The organism is Pseudomonas sp. PD9R (assembly GCF_019200975.1).
GTDB lineage: Bacteria > Pseudomonadota > Gammaproteobacteria > Pseudomonadales > Pseudomonadaceae > Aquipseudomonas.
This window is the reverse complement of the sequence record NZ_JAHTMR010000002.1, coordinates 182,998-207,973: the sequence shown is the minus strand read 5'-3', so window position 1 is coordinate 207,973 and position 24,976 is coordinate 182,998. Positions and strand designations below refer to the sequence as shown.

General features: G+C 56.9%; 14 protein-coding genes and 1 pseudogene. 4 read left to right on the top strand and 11 right to left on the bottom strand.

Features of this window, described 5'->3' with window-relative positions; all coding sequences use genetic code 11:
- The first annotated feature begins 107 nt into the window (after positions 1-107).
- Positions 108-1,265 (top strand): OpgC family protein, encoded by a 1,158-nt coding sequence (locus tag KUF73_RS05415; RefSeq protein ID WP_218437032.1) that lies wholly within the window; start codon positions 108-110, stop codon positions 1,263-1,265.
- An 88-nt stretch (positions 1,266-1,353) separates the two neighbouring features.
- Here KUF73_RS05415 and KUF73_RS05410 read toward each other — a convergent pair whose 3' ends face one another.
- Complete coding sequence (locus KUF73_RS05410; RefSeq protein WP_218437031.1) at positions 1,354-2,775, bottom strand: amino acid permease; 1,422 nt, start codon at positions 2,773-2,775, stop codon at positions 1,354-1,356.
- A 632-nt stretch (positions 2,776-3,407) separates the two neighbouring features.
- Here KUF73_RS05410 and KUF73_RS05405 point away from each other — a divergent pair.
- Both KUF73_RS05405 and KUF73_RS05400 read left to right on the top strand, forming a co-directional pair.
- Positions 3,408-3,867: pseudogene (locus tag KUF73_RS05405) on the top strand (transposase).
- 267 nt (positions 3,868-4,134) lie between these two features.
- A complete protein-coding gene (locus KUF73_RS05400; RefSeq protein ID WP_218437030.1) occupies positions 4,135-7,251 on the top strand; it encodes a transglycosylase domain-containing protein in 3,117 nt (1,038 codons plus the stop codon).
- 84 nt (positions 7,252-7,335) lie between these two features.
- Here KUF73_RS05400 and KUF73_RS05395 read toward each other — a convergent pair whose 3' ends face one another.
- The 5 genes from KUF73_RS05395 to KUF73_RS05375 all read right to left on the bottom strand — a co-directional run bounded on the left by KUF73_RS05395 (position 7,336) and on the right by KUF73_RS05375 (position 13,253).
- Positions 7,336-8,646 carry a hypothetical protein gene (locus tag KUF73_RS05395; protein WP_256345408.1) on the bottom strand — a complete coding sequence of 437 codons (1,311 nt, stop codon included), beginning with the start codon at positions 8,644-8,646 and terminating at the stop codon, positions 7,336-7,338.
- Positions 8,643-9,131, bottom strand: coding sequence for a CS1 type fimbrial major subunit (locus KUF73_RS05390; protein ID WP_218437029.1), 489 nt, complete (start codon positions 9,129-9,131; stop codon positions 8,643-8,645). The genes KUF73_RS05395 and KUF73_RS05390 overlap by 4 nt, the downstream gene beginning before the upstream one ends.
- A gap of 116 nt (positions 9,132-9,247) precedes the next feature.
- Positions 9,248-9,988 (bottom strand): molecular chaperone, encoded by a 741-nt coding sequence (locus KUF73_RS05385; RefSeq protein ID WP_218437028.1) that lies wholly within the window; start codon positions 9,986-9,988, stop codon positions 9,248-9,250.
- Between the two features lie 136 nt (positions 9,989-10,124).
- A complete protein-coding gene (locus KUF73_RS05380) occupies positions 10,125-12,644 on the bottom strand; it encodes a CS1-pili formation C-terminal domain-containing protein (RefSeq protein ID WP_218437027.1) in 2,520 nt (839 codons plus the stop codon).
- Between the two features lie 111 nt (positions 12,645-12,755).
- Entirely contained in the window at positions 12,756-13,253 is a 498-nt protein-coding gene (locus KUF73_RS05375; RefSeq protein ID WP_218437026.1) for a CS1 type fimbrial major subunit, read from the bottom strand.
- 451 nt (positions 13,254-13,704) lie between these two features.
- Between KUF73_RS05375 and KUF73_RS05370 the strand changes: the two genes are divergently transcribed.
- Positions 13,705-18,384, top strand: coding sequence for a dermonecrotic toxin domain-containing protein (locus KUF73_RS05370; protein ID WP_218437025.1), 4,680 nt, complete (start codon positions 13,705-13,707; stop codon positions 18,382-18,384).
- An 86-nt stretch (positions 18,385-18,470) separates the two neighbouring features.
- Here the strand turns inward: KUF73_RS05370 and KUF73_RS05365 are convergent, their stop codons facing one another.
- The 5 genes from KUF73_RS05365 to KUF73_RS05345 are packed head-to-tail and all read right to left on the bottom strand — an operon-like array spanning position 18,471 to position 24,951.
- Positions 18,471-19,730 carry a hypothetical protein gene (locus KUF73_RS05365; RefSeq protein ID WP_218437024.1) on the bottom strand — a complete coding sequence of 420 codons (1,260 nt, stop codon included), beginning with the start codon at positions 19,728-19,730 and terminating at the stop codon, positions 18,471-18,473.
- A 46-nt stretch (positions 19,731-19,776) separates the two neighbouring features.
- On the bottom strand, positions 19,777-20,271 hold the full coding sequence (locus tag KUF73_RS05360; protein ID WP_218437023.1) for a CS1 type fimbrial major subunit: 495 nt from the start codon (positions 20,269-20,271) through the stop codon (positions 19,777-19,779).
- Positions 20,272-20,325: 54 nt separating this feature from the next.
- Positions 20,326-21,072 carry a molecular chaperone gene (locus tag KUF73_RS05355; protein ID WP_218437022.1) on the bottom strand — a complete coding sequence of 249 codons (747 nt, stop codon included), beginning with the start codon at positions 21,070-21,072 and terminating at the stop codon, positions 20,326-20,328.
- Between the two features lie 59 nt (positions 21,073-21,131).
- Positions 21,132-22,394, bottom strand: coding sequence for a hypothetical protein (locus tag KUF73_RS05350; protein WP_218437021.1), 1,263 nt, complete (start codon positions 22,392-22,394; stop codon positions 21,132-21,134).
- A gap of 34 nt (positions 22,395-22,428) precedes the next feature.
- Positions 22,429-24,951, bottom strand: coding sequence for a CS1-pili formation C-terminal domain-containing protein (locus KUF73_RS05345; protein WP_218437020.1), 2,523 nt, complete (start codon positions 24,949-24,951; stop codon positions 22,429-22,431).
- Between the last annotated feature and the right edge of the window lie 25 nt (positions 24,952-24,976).

The following is a 24,976-nucleotide window of genomic DNA, read 5'->3' as shown; positions in this document are numbered from 1 at the left end:
AATTGCCGGTGAATCACGCCACCCTGCGCGCCGCCGATGTGCGGCAAGCAACCTTTTGCGCCCTCGGCTACTCCTTTTATTCAACACCCGTTTACGAGCCTGCTGTCATGACGTTCGAGCGCGATCACCGGATCGACTTTTTTCGTGGCCTGGCACTGATCTTCATCTTCTGGGATCACGTGCCCCACAACCCTTTGGGTCAAATCACCCTGCGTAATTTCGGCTTCAGCGATGCAGCCGAAGTTTTCGTGTTTCTGGCCGGTTACGCGGCGGTGCTGGCCTACGGCAAAATCCTTGCGCGTGACGGTTTTCTGATCGCCTGCGTGAAAATCCTGCGGCGTGCATGGGTGTTGTACGTGGTGCACATCTTCCTGCTGGCGATGCTGATGGGCATCGTGTTCTTCGCCAACAGTCATGTGGAAACCCGCGACCTGGTCGAAGAAATGGGCATGCATCACTTCATCGCCAGCCCTCAGCAGGCCTTGATCGATGAGTTGCTGTTGCGCTTCAAACCGAACCTGATGGACCCGCTGCCGTTGTACATCGTGCTGCTGGCGGGCCTGCCGCTGGTGCTGCCGATGCTGGTGCGCAAGGCATGGGTGGTGGTGGCGGTGTCGCTGACTTTGTACGCGCTGGCGCAGTGGTTAGGCTGGAACCTCTCCGCAATCAAGGACGGCGTGTGGTACTTCAACCCTGTCGCCTGGCAACTGCTGTTTGTCCTCGGCGGCGCGGCGGCTATCCATAGTCAGCGGCCGCGCTCGCCCGAAACCCGCCCACTGATGCGCCAGCCGTTGTTTGTCAGTGCGGCGCTGTACGTGGTGCTCGCCGGGGTGATTACCGTCGCGTGGCGCTGGCCACAGATACACGACGCGCTGATGCCGGCCAGCTTGAGCAACCTGTTGTACCCGATCAGCAAGACCAACCTGTCGCCAGTGCGCCTGATTCACTTCCTGGCGCTGGCTTATGTCACCGCCAAACTGATTCCCGACAGCGGGTGGACGCAGAACTGGCTGGCACAGCAAAGCTGTCGCATGGGGCGGTTTTCGCTGGAGATCTTCTGTTTGGGTGTGTTGTTGGCGCCGCTGGCGGATATGGTCAATGCCTTGACCGATGATGCTTTCGCCATGCAGATACTGACGGCGTTGGTGGGTGCTGGGTTAATGGCATTGCTGGCGGCCTGGCTGGAATTCAATAAACGGTTGAACCAGCCAATCAAAAGATCGCAGCCTTCGGCAGCTCCTACAGGTGTACGCGATCCCATGTAGGGGCTGCCGCAGGCTGCGATTTTTTGATCTTCCAAAAACAGAAAGCCCCGATCATTTCGACCGGGGCTTTTGCGTCAGACGTTACAACTTACGCGCCCTGGCGCACCGCGCCCTGCGACACGTTGGTCGGTTGCAGTTTGAACACGTAGAACAACACCGTCAGCAGCACCAGGAACGCCGGGCCCACGTACAGCGCCACGCGGGTGTCGGGGAAGTACGCCATCAAGCCGACCACCAGCACCAGGAACGCCAGCGCCAGATACGAGCTGATCGGGTAAAGCCACATGCGGTATTTAAGGCCGGCACGTTCACTGGCGCTCAGGCCTTGGCGAAACTTGAGCTGGGCCAGCAGGATCATCACCCAGGTCCAGATCGCGCCGAACGTGGCAATCGCCGTCACCCAGACGAAGACTTTTTCAGGCACCAAGTAGTTGAGCAACACCCCCAGCAGCAAGGCGCCAATCGACAACAGCAAGGCGCGACGCGGCACGCCGTTGCTGGACGTTTTGGCAAAACCCGCTGGGGCCTGACCGTTCTGCGCCAGGCTGTAGAGCATGCGCCCGGTGCTGAAAATACCGCCGTTGCAGGACGACAGCGCCGCAGTGATCACCACGAAGTTGATGATGCCGGCCGCAGTCTTGATGCCCAGCCGCTCGAAGGTCATCACAAACGGACTGCCCTGAGTGCCAATTTCGTTCCACGGGTAGATCGACAGAATTACGAACAGTGCGCCGACGTAGAACAGCAGAATCCGCCAGAACACCGAGCCGATCGCGTTGGGAATGGTCTTCTGCGGGTTCTTCGCTTCACCGGCGGTCAGGCCGATCATCTCGACGCCGAGGTACGCGAACATGACCATTTGCAGCGACATCAACACGCCCTGCACACCGTTGGGCATGAAGCCGCCATGGGTCCAGAGGTTGGAAATGCCCAGTGCTACGCCATCGTTGCCGAAACCGAAGGCGATCACACCGACACCGCCGATCACCATGGCAATGATGGTGACAATCTTGATCAGGGCGAACCAGAATTCGAACTCGCCGAAGGCTTTCACCGCGATCAGGTTGATGGTGCCCATGCTGATCAGCGCCGACAGCGCCCAGATCCAGCGCGGCACATCGGGGAACCAAACGCCCATATACACCGCCACGGCGGTGATTTCCGCGACACAGGTCACCAGCCACAGGAACCAGTAGTTCCAGCCTGTGAGAAAGCCCGCCAATGGGCCGAGGTAGTCTTGGGCATAACGGCTGAAAGAGCCGGCGACCGGGTTGTGCACCGCCATTTCGCCGAGGGCGCGCATGATCACCAGGATTGCCAGACCGCCAATGATGTAGGACAGCATGATGGCCGGCCCCGCCATTTCAATGGCCTTGGCCGAACCGAGAAACAGGCCGACGCCGATGCAGGCACCGAGAGCCATCAGACGAATATGCCGTTCGCCGAGTTCACGTTTGAGCGGGCCGCTCTGAGCGGTCTCGCCATGGGGCAGATGATTGCCTGTTGGCATAGGGGTACAACCTCGTCTTGTTATTGGATATGACCACTGAGTGTTGAAGCGACGGCCGATAAGCCATGGCTTCCCGTAACCGGCCCGGCCTCGTGGGCGGAACCGTCTTGCAGGACAAAACCTGCGAGATCAGCGGAGAGTGCAGTATAAAAAGCTGACGACAGAGTATTTCACTCTATGAATCATCAAAATCAGGTGTAGTTCTCGGTAAAAATGCCAATTACGGAGAATAAACACATTGTGTTTTGTAGGATTTTTCGCCTTTTGAAACGCTGGCGAGTATTGCACGCTATTGGTGCAGCGTCATGCCCCTGCGTTGGGCCACATTTAGCTTCGCGACGGCTCTAGCACAGATATCACAGCCTACTTACCCCTGTGGCGAGGGAGCTTGCTCCCGCCGGGACGCGTATCGGCCCCAAATCCTGCCATCAAGATGTTTCTGATAGAACCGGTTGCCTGGTTTTGCGGCTGCTGCGCAACCGAGCGGGAGCAAGCTCCCTCGCCACGAAGGCGCTGCGGCAGGAATGGATCGAATCCTTCAAGAGTTTCGGAACTTTCACTCAGCAACTGCGGCTGCGTGTAGGTTGGTGGGCGGCTAGGGTCATAAGGAACCTCTGCCAAAGGACGCAAGAATGCATCCACGCCCAAACTCACATTTACTGCGACACGGACGATTTTCCGAATCAGGTCGGGCCTACCTCATCACAGCGGTTGTACATCAGAGACAACCAATATTCAGCGATTTGAATAGGGGACGTTTGCTGGTTGCCGAACTCAGGCGCGCCCACGAACAGCATTGGGTGAGCTCAATTGCCTGGGTGGTCATGCCTGATCACCTTCATTGGCTGGTACAACTCGAACAAGTCACCTTGGCGCAGCTCATGCAGGCCACCAAGTCCCGCAGCACGCTGAACATCAATCGGGCACTCAAGCGTCAAGCAGCGTTCTGGCAGTCAGGCTTTCACGACCCGGGCTATTCGCGATGGCGAAGATCTGCGCCCGTTCGCACGCTATATCGTGGCTAATCCTTTACGCGCCGGGCTAGTGGAAAAAATTGGCGATTACCCACTCTGGGATGCCTGTTGGCTATGAAACCTGTGTCGCTTGATACCTCATTGTGGCGAGGGAGCTTGCTCCCGCCGGGACGCGTAGCGGCCCCAAGTCCTGCCATCAAGATGTTTCTGATTAAACCGGTTGCCTGGTTTTGCGGCTGCTGCGCAACCGAGCGGGAGCAAGCTCCCTCGCCACAGGTCTGGGGACAAACCCGATAGTTGGATCCTCACAATTTTTTCACCATCGCCATCCACCGTCTAAGCTTCAGTCAAGTCCGATCAATCTGCGTGAATGGATCAGTCGACTATGGGCGCTTTATGGCAAACCGATTCGAGTAAAACTGTGGTCCCGACTGAACGAGTGGATGAAGAAGCGCCGCCTCCTGAAAAACCCCGCCGTAGCAGACACGGCTGGAAGGCATTCTGGTTGTTGTTGCTCATTATTGCGATCGTGGTGGGCCTGGCCGCCGCCAAGGAGATGCGCACCTCGAGGTTTCAGGCCCGGGAAGTCAGCAAGTTTGCCAAGTCCCTGAGTTATGAGCTGAAACCCGGCCCCAGCGATGCCATTCACTACCCCGGGGCCGGTCCGTTCGACCAGCGTCTGGGCTACAGCTCCCTGGGTGAATTCCTGCCCCGCCTGCTCAAACGCGATTTCGTCATTGAAGCGCAAACCCGCTTTTCCCCGGAATTGATGAATTACAGCGACAAAGGCCTGTTCGTGCCCTATTCGGAAAAAATCCAGGCCGGGTTATCGATTACCGATTGCCGCGCAGCACCGTTATATCAGTACAAATATCCGCAACAACTCTATTCCAGCTTCGCCTCGATCCCGCCAGTGGTGGTCAGCAGCCTGCTGTTTATCGAGAACCGCTTTCTGCTCGACCCCAAACAACCGCTGGCCAACCCCGCCGTAGACTGGCCGCGGTTCGGCATGGCAGCGTGGTCCCAGGTTGCGAAGTTGTTGCATGTCCCCGGCCAATCCGCCGGTGGCAGCACCCTGGCCACGCAACTGGAAAAATACCGGCACTCTCCCGATGGCCTGACGGTCAGTGGCGCCGAGAAAATCCGCCAGATGATTTCCGCCACCGTGCGTGCCTATCAGGCCGGACCGGAAACGCTTGTGGCCCGGCAGAACGTCGTGCGCGATTACCTCAACAGCGTGCCGCTGTCCGCCGTACCCGGCCATGGGGAAGTGCACGGCATGGCCGAAGGTTTGCGCGTGTGGTACGGCTCCGACTTCACCGAGGCCAACCAGGCGCTGATCAGCACCGCGACGGATCCAAAGACCATGGCGGACAAAGGCCTGGCGCTGCGCGAGATGCTGTCGTTGATGATCGCCCAGCGTCGCCCTTCGCATTACCTGACCAAAGGTCACGACGAACTGGCCGACCTTACCGACAGCCATATTCGCCTGCTGGCACAAAATGGCGTAATCGACGCCCCCTTCGCCGCCGCCGCACTGGCCAGCAAGGTCACGTACCGCGACTGGGCGACCCAGCCGACCATTCAACCGATCGAAACCACCAAGGGCATCAGTGTGGCGCGCAGTCGCCTGGCCGGGTTGCTTAACCGTCCGCTGTACGACCTAGACCGCCTCGACCTTTCGGCCACCAGCACCCTGCAAGGCGAACTGCAAACCCAGGCCACCGAGTATTTGAAAAACCTCGCTGACCCAGCCTTTGCAACACAAATCGGCCTGATCGGCGAGCACCTGCTGACCAAGACCAGCACCACCCAGGTGCGCTACAGCTTCACCCTGTTCGAGCTGATGCCGGACGGTTCGCGGGTGCGGGTGCAAACCGACAGCACCGACCAGCCATTCGATATCAACGAAGGCAGCAAGCTGGAACTGGGCTCCACCGCCAAAATGCGCGTGCTCACCACCTACCTGCAGATCATTTCCGAGCTGCACGATAAATATGCCGGTATGACCATCCCGGAACTGAAGAAAGTCGACGTGCCGGAGCAGGACCGCCTGAGCCGATGGGTGATCGATTACCTGATTCAGAACAAGGACCGCAGCCTGCAACCCATGCTCGGTGCCGCGCTGGACCGCAAATACTCCGCCAGCCCAGGTGAAGCGTTTTTCACCGGTGGCGGCTTGCACGTGTTCCATAACTTCCGCAAGGAAGACAACGGCCGGATGCCGACCCTGCGTGACGCCATTCGTGAGTCGATCAACCTGCCGTTCATTCGCCTGATGCGCGACCTGGTGCGCTACACCACCTATTCCGGCCCCAACAGCAGCGCAGAATTGCTCAAGGACGACCGCGACCCACGGCGTCAGGAATACCTGGCCTCGTTCGCCGACCGCGAAGGCACTTCGTTCCTGCTGAAGTTCTGGAAAAAATACCGCAACAAAGACACCCAGGCGCGGCTCGAAACGTTCCTCGACAGCATGCGTCCGACGCCGATCCGCATGGCCGCCGTGCACCGTTACCTGCTGCCGCAGGCCAGTCAGGAAGACTTCAACACCTTCGTGCGCGCACACCTCAAAGGCGCCAAGCTCACTGAAAACCTCACTGATGATCGCCTTATCCGGCTCTACGACAGTTACGGCCCAGGCAGCTACGACTTGCCGGACCAGGGCTTTATCGCCAAGGTTCACCCGTTGGACTTGTGGATGATGGGTTACTTGCTGAACCATCCCGACGCCACGTTCAGCGACATCGTCAAAGCCAGCCAGTTTGAACGCCAGGAAGTCTATAGCTGGCTATTCAAAAGCAAGCACAAGGGCGCGCGCGACAGCCGCATCCGCACCATGCTGGAGATTGAAGCGTTCCTCGACATTCACCAGCGCTGGCAGAAAGTCGGCTATCCGTTCGATCATCTGGTGCCGTCGCTGGCCACCGCCATCGGCAGTTCCGGCGACCGTCCGGCAGCCTTGGCCGAATTGATCGGCACCATCCTCAATGACGGCGTGCGCATGCCGACCCTGCGTATCGACAGCCTGCATTTCGCCGCCGACACGCCTTACGAAACCAAGTTGATCAATGACCCGGATGTGGGCAAACGGGTAATGCCAATCGAGGTCGCCAAGGCCATGCGCGAAGCCCTGTCGCAAGTGGTAGACGCCGGGACCGCGAAACGGGTGGCCGGCAGTTTCAAACTGCCCAACGGCACCCCGCTGGCCATGGGCGGCAAGACCGGCACCGGCGACAACCGCATCGAAGCCATTGGCTCCGGCGGACGGATTCTGAGCTCCAAGTCACTCAACCGCACGGCCACATTCGTGTTCTATATCGGCGATCACCATTTCGGCACCCTGACCGCCTTCGTGCCGGGGCGCTCGGCCGAGAGCTTCACCTTTACCTCGGCGTTGCCGGTGCAAGTGCTTAAGGGCATGGCGCCGATTCTGACGCCGTACCTGCAACCGGATACGCATACGATGTGTCAGCCAACGGTATCAACGGCCAATCGTTAACCCGACAGCGCAATGGAGTAGCGAGGGGCGCTTGATTACGCCCCCTCGGTTATTGCGCGCCATCGAAACGAGGCAAAATACGCCTTACACTTCCGAGTCCCAAACCACCGTGACGTTGCCCGAGTATCGCTTTGCAACGCCCGGGTCCAGCATTCGCTCGACGTGTTCCTTGGCAATCTCGAAGTGCAGTGTTCCCGGTTTGCGATCGACATACAGGCTGGGTTGAAACAACTCGGTGCCGCTGCCATCCAGTCGTAATGGGAGGTGATTGACCGGTTGACCCGAAGCATCCGCCAAGCCGCTGGGCAGGCTCACGCTGGTATTCAATGGCACCCGTTGAGCAGTGTCCGTGTCGCTCAGCGCGCATGTATTTCCGTCGGTGTATTGGCATTCGAGCAGCATCTTGAAGCGGCTTGACGATGAGATGTTGAAGGTTTGATCACGGAACAAACGCACCGGTTTACGCCCCTGATTCAGCCAGGGCTGCCAGCCGCCCTGAGGCAGCAGTTCGATCTGATGGCCACCGGGCGGGATTTCCACCTTGAGCATGTGCATGACATTAAGGGTGAAATTGAGGGTGATTGCCGTGTCATTGGGAATCAGCACATCACCCATATCGAAGTCCATGCCGGGACCTGCGGTGTAGGTCAGAGACCCCTTGTATTCTCCTGACGACATACTCAAGGGATTGGGCGTCCTGAGTTCATAGACGTATTGGACCGAGATAAAGTTGAACCACGGGATGTCGACAAAGGGTGCTCTGCTACAGGCCCCGGCACCTTCAGGAACCAGCCAAAAAAAGGGCGAAGAATCGCTCCCGGCAATCCCCGCGTTGACACCGGTGCAAGGGGCCGGCGCATTCTTCCATTGATTAAACCAATATTCCCCGGGTCGCGCCCATGCACTGACTCCAGGTGGTCGCGCCATCCTCCAGCTACCGCCGATACCTGCGATACGCATCTGTACTTTCTCACGCTCACCAGTTGTGCCATGAACAACGTCCAGATCCCGCCAACTGGAAGGCACACTGAAGGTCGCACCCTGCCGAGGGTCCACATGCTCGGCAGGAATCGGCTGATTGGAATTAAACCTCAAGCCCGGCACAACTAGGCTGAAGATGCCCAAGCTCTTGCAACGAGCGGCCATGTATGTAGGGCACACCCCGGATTCCGGTGTCGTGTTGACAAACTTGTTGAACATCGGATTCGTTGGATCGGGCACAAACTCCGCCCGGATCTCCTGCACGACAGCCCCAACCGACGGAGCATGAAGCCCAATCAGCAAGCCACCTGCCAAAGAGAAAGCCGTTATCGTTCTTGCCAGCAAAGATAAATTCATAATTGATAAACCTGAAACATTATTACGGCCCCTCTGGATGCCCTCGAACAACTTCAAGGCGCGAGTGCCTCAAAAATCATGTGCACATTGCCGTAGTATTCACCGGGTTTATAACCGTCGACCGGTTTTACGGCTGTAATTTCAAGACCTACGCGTTTACCGGCCTTTGCGTCTATTTCCGAGATAACTTGCGCGTTATTCACCGTAAGTTTTATTTGATTGAATTTTACGTCCAGCGCGATGTTGTCGCTGTCTCTGCCATTGCTCAAATAAGGCTCTGCATTCAAGCGAGCAGCGATGCCACCGTTAGTATTCTTGACATCGAAACTTTTGCGCAGAGGACTTAACTCCGACGTCACCAGGTTCCAGGTCAAATCCTGTTCACGGCCCATCCATTCCGGGTCCACTGGCAGTACATGAAATTCTGAGGCAGGAATCGACACCGACACTTCAAAGGTCTCGCGCTCTACAAAAGCAAACGCATAAACGCAGGTCAACGACAGAGACACTATCGAAGTGACGGTTATGACTGTTTTAAACATAGTGATTACCTATTGCTTACACTTCGAGGCACATGAATCAAATAAGGAGCGAACCCGGTATAACGCCTGAAGTTCGAATCACAACCTGTACCCGGTTCATTCACAAAGACCGTGGGTTATTCCTTTACTTCGATTTTTCTGGTTTCTGTTCCTTCAATCATCGTGAATCGATATTCACGACCCGCCTGTTTTTCGAACTGGAACGTCCGACCGGCCAGAAGGTGATGCTTTGTGGTTGGCTGGCACTCCTGGTCGTTCTTTACCGAGCAATCCTTGAATTCGTCGATCACCACCACACTGTTGCCGTTGTTACGAATCTGGTATTGAAGTGCCCCGTTGTCGATCACGCTGTCAAAACGAGTCTCTTTAGGACGCACGAAAAAAATTGTGCCGTATCCGGAGAGCACGTTGACTCCAGCCGACAAGCCCTTTTTATATTCATCACGCTCTTCGACGGAAACCGCAAACTCATCTTCCTTTTCAGGCACCACTGGCACAAAACGCAAGCGGAAGTAACGCTCTTTCTCACGCTCGCCCATGTACAACAAACGCGTCCCCTGCATGCCGTTGGCAGGAACAATCAAACGGGCGGGGCTGGCCATCAATCCATCGCGAGCACCGGCATCACTCTGGGAGGTGACCGGTATTTCACGGTGAGTACCGTCCGCGTCGTAGATGATTTCCAGAATATTGACCTTGACGAACGCAGTGCTTTCGCCGCCATTGAATACACGTTTCAAGTAAGTACTTTTATCGCCATCCAGATAGTCGTACACCACCCCGACATTGATTTGAGGGCTGGCCAGGGCGGCGTGTGAAAGCAGTGAAAAACCAAACAGTGCCAACAAGCGTTTCATAACGTTTACCTTAATTATTAAAAACAGCGGTACCGGGCTGTTTAACTTCCCTCCAGCGAGCAAGTCGCGCTGGTTCTTGGCGGAAAAGATAAATTCATCATCGGTAACCTGAAATCTCATTGCGGTTGGAAAACCATTAACCGGCCTTCTCAACCTTGTAAGTCGCATCCGCCAACGTCTCCGGCAGGCAACGCAAATCACCGATCATCAGCACATTGTTTTCGCTGCGCGCGTTGGTGGTATCGAGGCGGAACTGGCAGAGCAACTGGTTGCCGGAACGTACTTCCAGCGTGGGTGAACCCGCATTCATTTCCATGGAGAAGAAGCCGTCCACCTCACTCACGCCACGGCTGGCGTGGTTGATGATGTGATGGCCCTTGAGCGGCTTGCCTTGGGGGTCGACCAGGCGCCCTAGTACGGTCAGGGTTTTGTTGATTTTGATCTTGCGATAATCCACACCGCCCTTGTTCAGGTGATAGCTGGTACGCGCCGGTTGGATGGTCGCCGCTGGCGGGTGGTTGCCTTCGAAATCGAAGCTCACCGAACTGCTCTTGTACGCCGTGATCGGGATAAAGTTGCGACCCGGGCGCAGGCTTGCGCTGCCGCCACTCAGGTCGTCGGCGCGCAACGCGATGTCATCGAGGTCGGATTCCACATCGATGATCATCCCGGCTCCGCCGCCGTGATGCTGGCTGGTCATGACGAATTTCCGGGCCCCCACGGCAACGGTGCTGTCCAGGTTCAAACCACCGGAAAGGTTGCTGTTGTAAGAAGAGCGCTGGAAAAAGGCATCGCCATTGATGGCCTCATTATTGAAACTCGTGTTGCCGGAAAGACCGACGCCGTAGGTGTCGGTGATCGCGGTGGCCGAGACGCTCTGCAAAACATGATCTTGCAGGTCTTTGCGGTAGGTCACCGACGCGTTGTTGTCGCGACCGCCTTCACGCGAGGTGCGTGAGCCGACACTGCCGGACCACTGCTCACCTGGGCCGCCGATTGCCAGGCTGACAGTCAAATCAACCCCACGATTACGGGCGTCGCCACTGCTGGACGAGCCCGGCCGGTCAAAGACCGAGAAGCGCCAGTTGGCGTCGCTGTTGAACAGTTGACCGCGTTGGGTCCAGCCCAAATCGAGGCCTACGCCTTCGGTATTGCCCTCACTGTGCGAGACCCGTGCATTGATCGAGCTTCGGTTGCTGACCCGATGATTCACCGACAATGACGAGTTGCTGGTCTGGCCGATAAACACTTTGCGCTGCCGCACCCGGGTGCCGTCAGGCAGGGTTTCGTAGGTGTTGGTGGTGTCCAGCCAACTGCGATTATGGGTGGCGAGCACGCTTCCGGAGCCATAGTTGTACATCCCTTGCAGATCAAGGCCGGTACCGTGATCCGAAGTCTGATAAAGGTTGGCAAAGAGGCTGGTGTTATCGGCCAGCGTCCAGTCGACCGAAGTACCATATTGCTGTTTGTCCCGAACCTGGCGACCCGAGAGGCCGACAATGACCCGTGGATGCAGCAGGTAGTTGAAGGCAGCGCCGGCAGTCATGTTGCCGTAAGTCTGCTCGTCCCAGTTACTCAGCAACTTGCTTTCCTGACCGGCAAACAGGTTGTAACGCCAGCGCTCGTCGTGGTTGTGCCAATTGCTCGGTTTGTACACCAACTCCTGCGTAGTGGAAGTTATCTGACCGTCTTCGATCAAACGCACTTCCACTTCGTAGATACCACCCGGCAAGGGACGGGTATCCAGGGTTTGCAAACCGGCATTGATCGGCTGGGTATTGATCAGCAAGCCATTGCGTAGAATCTCCACCGATGCCTGGCGGTTGGCCGTGACATAGATTGGATAGACGCTGGCTTTTGGGCTGTTGATCGCCAGACTGTCGGAGCTGCCGTACATGAGGCCCAGCGCCGTGTCCGGGCTGGCACCGAACGAACGCAACTGACGGCTCAGCCCTTGCGAAGTGGGGGTGAAGTAACCCAGGCGCATAAAGCTGCCTTCCAGTTCGCGCTGGCTATAGAGTTCATGTATTGCGTGATAGAGCTTCTCATCCGGGCCGCCCAAACTCGCCACTTGCATATTCAGGCTCTGGGTCCAGTTGCCCAGGCTGCTGCTGGCCTCCAGGCCGTAGCGTCCGCCGAAATCCTGATCCTGGCCACCGTAAAGGTTCAACTGATTGCGCACGATCAAACCGCTGCTGCCGTTTTCAGGCTGCTGGTAGTAGCGTTTGGCATCGGTGTCGCGCTCGGCATGCTCGGTGAGAATCGACACCAGGGAGCTTTCGAGGTTGTAGTGGATGGCCAGCATCTGTTCCGGACAACGACCTTCGCAGGCACCGAGGGCCACGCTTTGTTGCAAATAGGCCGCCCAGATTTCACGCTCACTGGCAGTGATGTGGCTGTCGCTGACATCGACAAATTCAAGCAGGGTCATTCGATCATCGCGGGATAACACGATCATCGCCTCACCGAGAAACTGTTGATCAAGTTCCACCCGAACCGCTAACGGTACATCAAAGAAGTGCTCTTCAAACTCCGCCGGCAAACCTTTGGCTTGAGCGAGCAAACTTCGCGGTGTTGTTCCGGCATTAGGCGCGGCAAATGCACTCGCACATAAAAGCAATGCAAGCGTTGCCGCGATGGGCGTCATCGGGAACATGAACTAATTACTCTGATCACATGAAAATATTAAAGCCCGGCCGACTGTCAAAATATGCAGCCGACCGGTTACCGTTATTAAACAAGACAGACTTTTTCAATAAACCTCAATTCAAGGAGTTGGCGGGGTAATGACTGGTTCGAAAACCACTGCAAAGCTACCAGCGTACTCACCGGTTTGAGTTGGGGTAGGTTTTGTAGGGGTGATAATCAAATCCCTCTGCGTGCCGGGTGTCGAATCCGCTACGTTCACAACTTCTACTGTGGTGTTGCTCAGCGCAATACCGCCAATTGTAACGTCCAACGGGATAGCATTCGCGCCGTTGAACAAGGACGCGTCACCGTCAATTAACGCATTGATCGAACCATTGGCATCACTGTGCCGAAGGTTATAAACAGCGCGCAGAGAACTCAGTTCGCCGTTGACGACGTTGTAGTTCAGCGTTTCATCTTTACCAAAATCAGGGTCTTGTGGCCGAGCGTGGAAAACGCTGCTTGGAATGCTCGCCTTGATATTGATAATGCTTCGTTCCTCGGTGGCAGCAAAAACCATGGAAGAACTCAGCGCCAGAATGGCCATCGGTACAGCGATTGCAATTTTCTTGAACATTATTAAATACCTGTCGTTTCAGATGAAGTCGAACAAACCAAGGTTTCCGTTTTAACGAAAACGCTCAAGATCAATAACTATTAGGAAGCAAATATTCATCGAGCTTCAGCGCCGCGGCATCTTCAACGACCGACCAGGAAATGTATGTAGGACTTTTCAGCATTGCGCGTAGGTCATCACGAATTAGGCATCGCGAAAAGAATACAAATTACGTCGCCGATTGATACCGAAGTGGAAAGTCAGGCTCTCCGCCGAACGTTTCTGATTGACCACTGCATCGCGCGTTGACTAACCCTTCTGCCGAAGTGGTGGTATCTATGTGTTTTTAACTTTTCAATTTTGGAACGTTTAAGCCCGGACCAGCACCGCTCCGATCCTATATTTGAGCTTTTTTTTTGAAGTTCGATTACCTAGGCTGGTTGCGCCACTATTAATCATGGACGATCAAGCAATGCCCAATTCCCCCCCGAAACTTCTACCGACAGGCCAGGCCTCTATCACCTTCCCCGATACAAGCACTCACTATGAGTTGGTCAGAAAAAACATCCCCTCCTGGTTGCAAAAAACTTCAGCGACACGCGTCAAAGCACTGAGAACTATCAACCTGACGATTCCCGATTGGCACAAGAGCGCTTCCGCTACTGCACACCGCAGCTTGAAGAACGACATCAAGCTCTACTGGAACGCACAAAACACCGTGGATCAGGCGCTAAGTCATCTGCAGGATATTCAAGCCTTCGCCAAACCCTTGCTGCAAAAGGCTCTGAAGGATCGCTTCGGCGTAGAAGATGACGTCGAGCAAACATGGCTGCGACTCTATGCGCCGGTTAACACGTCATGGTGGGTGCATGACTTCGCCTCAGGCGTTCAGAGTCGCACCGTTTCCTTGCTCGATGCCGCGCTGCATAACTTCGCGAGCACTGAAACATTCACGGCCGATTCCGAATTCATCACCCGTCCCGACGCGCGGGGTCACTTTGCAATCAAACACCTCAAGCAAAAAATCACGGTCGACCAGTTCAAGTCACTGTGTCGTGAACTGGACATCGGCGCTCGATACGAAAAACACTTGAATGAGTTTTTACGGTCGACCAATACAGTGGCCAGCAATGTCTTGCGCCACAAAGTCATCCTGAGCCAAAAGAGCGCGCTGAGTGTCGCGGCACGTATGGCCTTGATGAAAAAGGACATCGACCAGGACGCTTTTGACGTCGTGCAGGGCATGCTCGATGACCGCAGAAACCTGAAATGGCGCGGCCAACCCGTCAGCTATTACAACCTGGCAATGATGGACACACACCTGACCGGCATCGTCCTGATCGCCCCGGATGTATTGACCGCCACTCAACCCGTCCCCTTGATTGCCTATGTGCCCCATGACGCGGAGCATCCGCTCAAGCAATACCCGTCGTCGCTCGAATTCATGGCTGAACTCACGCAGCAATTACGCGATGTGCAATCTCCCGCAAGTTATCAACAGTACTTCAGCCAGTTCGTGAACCATCCAGAACGAGGGCATTTCTTTGCCGGTTTGAATGATCGTCTGAGCAAGGTGAAATGGCAGGCGACCGCACCGGGTTCGAATTTGCCCAACTGGCAAGCCACGCCTGTGGACAACCCAAACCTGCAATTCAGCCTTTCAAAGATTCAGGATGATCGCCAGACCCGTTTCAACGGTGATCTATGGGGTTATTTCTACCGACAGAAACTGAACAAAATCTTCAACGACACACGGGAAATCGCCATTTCCACCGAATACGCCGACCGCATGGCACGCTGGGCCTGGTGGGACAACCTGGAGAAAATGCTTTCGGACATCTTTAACATTGCCTTGCTGGTGGCGATTCCGTTTGTGCCGGGTCTGGGCACGCTGATGCTGGCTTACACCGCTTACCAACTGACCGATGAAGTGGTCGAGGGCATCGTCGATCTGGCCGAGGGTCGTTTGGCCGAGGCCGGTGAACAGACCATCAGCGTGCTGGAAAGCGTTGTACAGCTAGGTGCGTTCGCTGCGGCGGGTGCAATCGGCAACGTCGCACGGGCGAAACTCTCGCCGTTCTTCGAAAGTTTGAAACCCGTGCAGTTGCCTAATGGCCAGATGCGTTTATGGAACGCCGACCTATCGTCCTATGAGAAAAAACTGGCCTTGCCGACCGACGCGAGACCCGATGGGCAAGGTATTTACCAGCATCAGAACCAACGCATTTTGCGCCTGGACGGTAAGCACTTCGAAGTGCGGGAAGACCCCGTCACCGGCCAGCACCGCATCCAGCATCCACAACGCGCCGACGCGTACGCACCGACCCTGCGGCACAACGGCGAAGGTGCCTGGGTCAGCGAAACGGAAAACCCGCGGGAGTGGGAAGGATCGACATTGATGAGGCGCATCGGTCACACCACCGACGCCTTCAGCGACGAACAACTGGAACAGATCCGCCAGATCAGCGGCACCGATGAAGCGGCACTGCGCAGGATGCACGTTGAGAACGCCCCACCGCCGCCGCTGCTGACCGATACCCTGCAACGTCTTGGCACTGGCGCAAGCACGACCGCAGCGTTATCCCCCGAGATCACCCTGCTGTTCAGCGACTTTCCTGAGCTACCCGAAAACATTGCGCAAAACATCCTCGCCAGCGCCAGCGCAACCGAGCAACGGCAGATCGCGCAATACAATCGATTGCCACTGCGCTTGAAAAACTACGCTCGGGAACTTCAGTTCGAAGTCAGCTCGGTCAGAGCCGCCCAAGGCCTGTACCACGATGCACTGAGCAATATCGATACAGAACGCCTGGCACTGGGAGCACTGCGACTCCACACCGATATGTTCGGCGACGTGCGCATTGAGATCCGCCAGCGTACCTTCGATGGAGAATTGCGCGACAGCGCGGGGCCAGACGACGCCAGGAAAATTCGAATACTGATTCGCGATGACGCAGGGAAATATCAGGTGCGTGACGCCTCGGATCAGCCGATCCATGAGGCCGATGTTTTTTTTGAATCCCTGCTGCATGCGATGGGCAAGGAAGGACAAAACGCGCTCGGTTACAAACCGGGTGATGCAGAGTTTTTCAGGCAATGGGTCATCGCCAAGTCAGCTCCACCCAGTGAGCGACGTACTGTCCTTGCCACGCCGCCGATTCGCCCGGTTGCCGAGCATGAAACGATGTTGTTGGTTCGTGGCGGGGGCCTAAGCCGTGAAGCCGTCACTCTGCACGAACGAATTCGCGACCTGCATCCGCACTTCAATGAAAGTGAGGTCGATGCATTCGCCAATGCTTTGACCGCCCAAGGTGAACCGCAAAGGGCCATGGATGTGCAGGAACGTGATCTGGATGAGCTGAACGACATCGTGGCCACATGGGAAAACCAGCAAATAGAAGGTTGGGGGCCTGGCACTTATGCCTTTCGCGATGACGGCGGACTACACATCGCCGAACGCCTTATCGAGTGCTTCGAACGCAAAACCACTGGGCTGGGCAGCCGTGCTGAGCCGGACAGTTACTCGCTCGATCTCTCCAGGGAAATGCTGCCGCTCGATCTGCAACATTGGTGGTCCCAACGCCCGAAACTCGGAAGGTTTCTCGATAAGGTTACGGTGCTAAAACTCGACAACACTCGTTTTTCCAGCGAAGCGAACGGGCTGTTGAAGGACTTTCCCAACCTGCGGGAACTCAGTGCGAAAGGCTGCGAACTGACCAGAATGCCGAAGAGCATCAGCGCCATGCGCGGGCTGGAACGCCTGCGCCTGAGCGACAACCAGATCGTGCTGGATGTAGCCGATGTCGAACAACTGAACCGCCTGACTTATCTGGAAATCCTGCGGCTCGATGAAAACCCGCTGGGCAGACCTGTAGACATTGGGCACATGCCTCGACTGAAAGTCGTAGGGTTAAGGGACACGGTGATCATGACGTGGCCCGAAGGTACTTTTGCCAAGCCCAGGCCGCGCGGTTTTTTGCTTGACCTGCGGGATAATCCGATCGGCCAGATTCCCGAGGTGGTTCCCGGCTCGCCGGGCGCCTCGGTCGTCGCCCGCACATATCTTGACGTGGCTAACCTGTCGGATCTCGACCGGCTGCGCTATCAGACCATCCGCCGCTCGGTTGGCCTGTCCGTTGAACCCAGGGTGCTTCCATCGGGCGAAACCGATCCGATCATCCATGCGAACTTGAGCACCGACCTCTGGAACGAGGTACCGGGCTGGGGCAGCACACGAACGAACATCTGGGCCGAAGTGAAGTCGGAACCCGGCTCCGAGCAGTTCTTGTCCTTCCTGATCGACACTCGATATTTTTCCGACTATCGCGCGGGTGGCGAGCCGCGCAATCAACTGATGCAGCGCGTCTGGCGCATGCTCGATGCCGTGCACCTCGATGCAAATCTGCGTGAGGAGCTGTTCGCCGCCGTCGAGCAACCGGACAACTGCGCCGATGCCGGTGCGCAACGCTTCAACAACATGGGCATCAAGGTGCTGACCTCGGAGGCGTCCTCCTACTCCACTGATCCGGCGCAGCTTGAGCGCAAGTTGGTCACCCTGGCCAAAGGCGCGGCGCGGCTGGACCAAGTCAACGAAATCGCCGAGGCGGACATGGCGAGTCGAGGCGGCGATCCCGATGAAGTCGAAGTCTACCTGGCCTACCAGACAGCACTGGCCGAGCGCTTGAACCTGCCCTGGCAGTCCAGAGGCATGCTTTACCGAGAGATCTCGGGCGTTACCGATGCAATGGTCAACCAAGCCTATGACACCGTGCTTTCCCTGGAAGAAGGTGATGGTCTGGTGAACAAAATGCTCGAGCGAGACTTTTGGGAGCGATATTTGCGCGACAAATACCCGGTGGAATTCGAGACCAACAAACGGCTGTATATGCGCAAGTACGAACAGCTCGAAACCTTGCGTGAAACACAGCAGCAGTGGCTGGACTCGACGCAAGCGAGCGAGGCCGAACGGGGCGCACTACGAGAACGGCTCCGGAACCTGATAAATGATTTGCCGGTGCCACCAACCGTTGTGTTTGCCGATGAACCGATCAGCGATATGAACTTCGAGCGGTTTCTGATCGATCTTGGCGATGAAGAAAAAGAACTCTTGAGACGCTTGACCCGCGATGCACTGAGGCGAGCAGGTTTGTAAAAATCGCCACGTTTCAAATGACAGGAAGAAAGCAGCCTGACGGTAAAACTCACGGTCAGGCTGCCTGCAAATCGACGCACAATCCGTCAGACTTGCGAATCCCAAATAACCACGACGTTGCCGCGATAGTGCTTGGCCGTATGCGGTAAAAGCACCGCGTCAATCGCTTCTTTATGATGCATTTCGAAATGCAATGTCCCGGGTTTTCGATCCACATACTGACTGGGTTGAAACACTTCCCCCGCCGCTTCCCCGACTTTCAACACCTGGCGACTAACCGGTCGGCCACTGGTATCCATCAAACCCGCAGGCAGACTCACACTGATCTCTATCGGAACAAAAATGTTTTTGCCGTCATCCAGGTAGCAAGCCCTGCCGGGGCCAAACTGACAATCCAGGTACATCTTGAAACGAGAACTGGCGGAAATATTGAATGTCTGGTCACGGAACAATCGAACGGGCTTGCGTCCCGCGTGCAGCCAGCTTTGCCACCCGCCTGCCGGAACCAGCTGGACTTTGTCGCCACCGGGAGGAATGTCGACTTTGAGGGTGTGTTGAACGTCCAGTACGAAATTCAGGGTCAAGTCGGGGTCGCTCGGGATCATGACATCGCCGAAGTCGAAATCGCCGCCGGGGCCCAAGCGGTAACTCAGGCTCCCGTTGTAGAGCCCTGACGACATCCCCAGCGGATTAGGTGTGCGCAGTTCGTAGGCAAAGTCCAGGTATTCGTAGGTCATGCCCGGGATGGGAAAATTGGCGACTTTTACACACGCGCTAGCGTTGGGGTTTTTCCAGAAAAACGCGTAGGTGCTTTCGCCGAAGAATGCCATCCCGGTGGTTTGACAGGGAGTCGGGGCATATAGCCAGCCTGATCCTTTCCACAAGGCGTCGTGTCCTTCCCGTGCGTTCGAAGCACCCGTCAAATTGGCAGCGGTATCACTCAATACATGGTTGGAACCCACGCCGGAAATACGCACTTCGACGGTTTGATCATCGCCGGTTTGTGCATTGGTGACCGTCAACGCACGCCACCCTCCTGGCACCTTGAACATCGCGCTATTGCGCGGATCAGCATCGGCTTGTATGGCCGTGTTCGACTCGACACTGGTCAGCAGGCGAATGCTGAAGGTATTGCTGTTGCGACAGACCTCGGGGTAGTACTCGCAGTAACCACTGGACGGCGTTTTGTTGATGAAATCGTTACGCAGCGGGTTGGCCGAGTCAGGCGTGAATAATGCCCTGATTTCCTGGGTTGCCGCGCCCGCCGATGACGCGGCTACAACGGCCAGGAGTGCCAGCGAGCGGCCACGGCGAAGCCATCCCGGGGAATGAGTCTGGGAATTCATGTTTGCACTCTATGAAATTTGATCGGGGGTGTTCGGGCGTCTGGGATCAGGGCGCCGCGGCATTGAAGATCAACTGGACGTTGCCATGGTAAGCGCCCGGTTTATAGCCGCCAGCAGGCGTTTTCGGATGTATCTCCAGGGGGAAACGCCCACCTGCGACAGCCTCCGCGGCGGACACTACCTGCCGAGGCTGCGGGTCATGGCTGAGGTCCGTGCCGTTGAAGCTCACACGCAAGTAAATGTTCTGATCTGCCCGTCCGTTGGACAAATAAGGTTCACTTTCAAGCCGTGCTTCGATCGCGCTGGTGTCGTGTTTGACATCGAAGTTTTTGCGCAGCCCACCCAGCGTCGAAGTGTTTATATTCCACGGCAATATCTGTTCGCGATGAATCCAGTTTGTCTCGGCGGGTATCACGTAAAACCCCAGGGTCGGAATATTCACCGACACTTCGAACCTGTGCTCTTCGCGTGCCGCGAAAGCCGGAGAACTCATTAGCGTAATCCCGACTATCCACAAGACGATGGCCGATTGCTTGATCATTTCAGGTCCCTGTTCCAGATAAAAATCGCGAGGTTTGACCGCACTCGCACCGGGTCATGACGGGCTGGCAATACGCACGGTTTTTTTGCTGTCGCCCTCGACCAGATTGAAGCGGTATTCACGTCCGGGTTTCTTCTCGAACTCGAAGGTGTTGCCCGCCCTGACGTGATGTTTGGTGGTGGGCTCGCACTCGGTTTCGCTCTTCAGCGAACAGTTACGGAACTCATCGACCACCACCACAGTGTTGCCGTTGTTACGCAGCCGATAAGTGCCCGGGCTGTCATCGATTACGCTGTCGAACCGACTGTTTTTGGGGCGTACAAAAAACACGGTGCCGAACCCGGTCATGACGTTGACGCCCGCCGACAGGTTTTTTTTGTACTCATCGCGCTCTTCACTGGAGACGGCGAATTCGTCTTCCTTTTCCGGCACCACAGGAATGAACCGCACGCGAAAGTAACGCTCGGTGTCTCGCTCGCCCATGTGCAGCAGGCGCGTGCCCTGCATGCCGTTGGCCGGCACAATCAAACGCGCGGGGCTGGCCATCACGCCGTTACGCGCACTCACATCGGCCTGCGCCTCGACCGGTACTTCGCGGGCCGTGCCATCGGCGTCATAGATTATTTCCAGGATGTTGACCTTGACGAAGGCCGTGCTGTCACCGCTGTTGAACACACGCTTGAGGTACGTGCTTTTGTCGCCATCCAGATAGTCGTAAACCGTTCCGACGTTGATCTGCGGCCCGGCCTGAATGCCCAGGGAAAGTCCGCTTAAACTCATTAGTAGCCACAGTCGCTTCATACCGTTGAACCTCATGACATTGAACAGAACGCTGGCACGCCTTATTGGCGCGAGGTGCGTCAGACTTCCGAATCCCAGATCACCGTGGCGCTGCCGGAAAATGAGGGCCCTGCTCCGGGCCTCAGCATGAATTCCATCTGACTTTGCGGGACCTCGAAATGCAGAGTCCCCGGCGCCCGGTCCACATAGAAACCGGGTTGGAACTGCAACGCATTGGCCTCGCCCACCCTTAATCGCTGGCGCCTGACCGGTTGGCCGGAGAGGTCCGTCAAACCGTTGGGCAGGCTGACACTGACTTGTAATTCGACTGATCTTCTCTCGACCGTATCTCGAATCACGCAATCGAAGGGTGCCCCGTCGAGCCCGCATCTCAACTGCATCTTGAAGCGCGACGACGCGGAGATGTTGAACGTCTGGTCACGGAACAACCGCACAGGCCTGCGTCCCGCGTGCAGCCAGCTTTGCCAGCCGCCCGCCGGTACCAACTGGACCTTTTCGCCGCCGGGGGGAATCTCGACTTTCAGGGTGTGCTGAACGTCCAGCACGAAATCCAGGGTCAGGTCGGGGTCGTTCGGAATCATTACATCGCCGAAGTCAAAGTCGCCGCCAGGGCCCAGGCGATAACTCAGGCTCCCGGTGTAGAGCCCTGACGACATGCCCAGCGGGTTAGGCGTGCGCAGCTCGTAGGCAAAGTCCAGATACTCATAGGTCATTGCAGGGATTGGAAAGTTGGCCACTTTGACGCAGGCGCGTTCATCGGGGGTTTTCCAAAAAAAAGCGTATGTACGCGCCCCATAAAACCCCATCCCGGTGCTTACACAGGGAGGCGCCGGATTGACCCAGCTCAAGCCTTTCCATAATTTATTGTGCCCTTCTCCAGCGTTCTCAGCCCCGGTCAGATTGACCGCCGTATCACTCAAAACATGGTTGGAACCCACGCCGGCAATACGGACTTCGACTGCTTGTACATCTCCCGTTTCTGGATTGGTGACATTCAACGAACGCCACCCTCCCGGCACCTTGAACATCGCACTGTTGCGTGGATCTGCATCGGCTTGCAGGGCCTTGTTCGATTCGACGCTCGTCAGCAGCCGGAGACTGAAGGTATTGCTGTTGCGACAAATATCGGGGTAGTACTCGCAGTAACCACTGGACGGCGTCTTGTTGACGAACTCATTGCGCAGCGGGTTGGCCGAATCGGGCGTGAACAAGGCCCTGATTTCCTGGGTCGCCGCCCCCGCCGTCGTCGCCGCAAACATCGCCAGCAACCCCAGCCATCGGCCACGACTAAACCCTCCCGGCCATGCGGTGTTGAGATTCATGATTGCACTCCGTGAAAAATCAATACCTGTGCCATTAGCCGGCCTTCTGCTGGCTGACCGTGGCATCCGCCAAAGTGTCCGGACTGCAACGCAAATCCCCGATCATCAACACGTTGTTTTCACTGCGGTGCTGGTCGGTGTCGAGCCGGAACTGGCAGAGCAACTGGTCCGCATAACGCACTTCGAGCGTTGGCGAGCCGGCGTTCATTTCCATCGAGAAGAAGCCATCGACCTCACTGACACCACGGCTGGCGTGGTTGATTACGTGATGGCCCTTGAGCGGCCGCCCTTGCGGATCGAGCAAACGGCCGAGCACGGTCAGGGTTTTCATCACCCGCACCTTGCGGTACTCCACGCCACCCTTGTTCAGGTGATAGCGAGTGCGCGCCGGTTCGATGCTCGCCGCCGGGACGTGATTGCCTTCGAAATCGAAACTCACCGAGCTGTTCTTGTAGGCCGTGAGCGGAATGAAGTTGCGCCCTGGGCGCAAGGCGGCACTGCTGCCGCTCAGGTCGTCGGCGCGCAAAGCGACACCGTCGATGTCGGACTCGACGTCGACGATCATTCCGGCACCGCGCCCTTGATTTTGGCTGGTCAGCACCATTCTCTGACCACCGACGGCCACCGTGCTCTCCAGGTTCAGGCCACCGGTGAAGTTGTCGTTGAACGATGAACGCTGGATAAACCCGTCGCCGTTGACCGAGTCGGTGCGAAAGTTCGCCAGGCTCGACAGGCCGACGCCATAGGTGTCGGTGAGCGCCGTCACCGAGACACTCTGCAGCACGTGGTCCTGCAGGTCTTTGCGGTAGCCGAGCGATGCGTTGGTGTCGCGGCTGCCGTCACGGGCGGTGCGGCTGCCGATACTGCCGGAAATCTGCTGGCCCGGACCGCCCAGTGCCAGGCTGATACTCAAGTCGATCCCGCGATTGCGCGCATCGCCGCTGCTGTAGCTGCCGGGACGGTCGAACAGCGACAGTCGCCAGTTGGCATCGCTGCCAAACACTTCAGTGCGTTGGGTCCAGCCCAGATCCGCACCTACGCCTTCGACGTTGCCTTCACTGTGGGACACCCGCGCGTTGAGCGAACTTTTGCGGCTGATCCGGTGGTTCAGCGCCAGGGATGAATTGCTGGTCTCGCCAGTAAACACATTGCGTTGGCGTACACGGGTGCCGTCGGGCAACGTGTCGTACGTGTTGCGGGTGTCGAGCCAACTGCGATTGTGACTCACCACCAGACTGCCGGAGCCATAGTTGTACAGGCCTTGCAGATCGACACCGGTGCCGTGATCTTCGGTCTGGTACAGGTTGGCGAACACGCTGGTGCTGTTGGCCAGGCTCCAGTCGATGGAACCACCGAATTGAAGTGTGTCGCGAATCTGGCGCGCCGACAGACCGAGCACCACGCGGGGGTGCAACAGGTAATTGATCGCAGCACCGGCGGTCGCATCGCCCGTGTCCTGTTGATCCCAGTTGCTGAGCAATTTGCTTTCCTGCCCGGCGAACAGGTTGTAGCGCCAGCGTTCATCGTGGTTGCGCCAGTTGTTCGGCTTGTAGATCAGTTCCTGGGTGGACGAGGTGGCTTGACCGTCTTCGATCAGCCGTACTTCCACCTCATAAATGCCACCGGGCAATGGACGGGTGTCGAGGGTTTGCAATCCGGCCGGCACCGACTGGGTATTGATCAGCAACCCATCGCGATAGATCTCCACGGAGCCCTGCCGGTTGGCCGTGACATAGATCGGGTAGACGCTAGGTTTGAGATTGTCGATCGCCAGGCTGTCGGAGCTGCCATACATCACCCCGACGGCCGTATCGGGACTGGTGCCGAACGAACGGGGCTGCCGGGTCAGACCTTCAGAGTTGGGCGTGAAATAACCCAGACGGAAAAAACTGCCCTCCAGTTCTCGCTGAGTATAGAGCTCATGCACCGCGTGAAAGGTCTTGTCGTCGGGACCGCCCATACGGGCCAATTGCATGTTGAAGGCCTGGCTCCAGTTGCCCAGGCTACCACTGGCTTCGAGGCCGAAACGCCCGCCCAGGTTCTGATCCTGGCCGCCGTTGAGATTAAGCTGATTGCGTACTATCAGGCCGCTGCTGCCGCCTTCTGGATGATCGTAATAACGCTTGGCTTCACTGTCGCGCTCGGCATTTTCAGTGACGATCGACAGCAAGGAATTTTCGAGGTTGTAGTGAATCGCCAGCATCTGCTCCGGACATTGAGCGGTGCAGGCGCCCAGCGCCACGCCGGGTTTCAGAATGCCGGACCATGCATCGCGCTCGCCGGCGCTATAGCGGCTTTCGCTGGTATCGGTGAATTCGAGCAAAGCGACCCGATCATCGCGGGACAACACAATCATCGCCTCGCCAAGTGGTTGTTGATCGAGTTCAACCCGAACCGCCAACGGAACATCGAAGAAATGCTCCTCGAAATCCGCTGGCAAGCCTTTGGCCTGAGCCAGCAAACTTCGAGGCGTATTATCAACAGATGTGGGCGCCGCAAATGCACTGCTACATAACAGCAGCGCAAGCGCTGCCGCGATGGGCGTCATCGGGAACATGAAAAAGTACTCTGATTACAGGAAA